Below are 269 nucleotides of genomic sequence, written 5' to 3' on the forward strand. Positions count from 1 at the left end.
CGAGTCAACAGTGACTCGACGTCACTTTCCGCACCCGCTCGATTGAGGCGATCCACGCAATCTTCGACGAGGTGCGCGGGTGGCCAACCCTCCTCACGCTCGACTCGGCCTCACCTGCGTGATCGCGACGCCGGAGATCGCGAGCAGCCCACCGACGACCAGCTTCGGCGTCACGCGGTCACCAAGAAACAACACGCTCGAGATCAAGGCGAACACAGGAATCAGCAAGCCGAAGGGGGCGATGCGGTCCATCGAGCAGCGCGCGATCA

General features: G+C 63.6%; 1 protein-coding gene. It reads right to left on the bottom strand.

Annotated features, from left to right (window positions below):
• Window positions 1-93: 93 nt before the first annotated feature.
• Window positions 94-269, bottom strand: a 176-nt coding sequence (locus FNJ47_RS47000; RefSeq protein ID WP_163163615.1) for an EamA family transporter, incomplete at its 5' end; no start/stop codon positions are given.

The organism is Bradyrhizobium uaiense, from assembly GCF_010811875.1.
Classification (GTDB): Bacteria; Pseudomonadota; Alphaproteobacteria; order Rhizobiales; family Xanthobacteraceae; genus Bradyrhizobium; species Bradyrhizobium uaiense.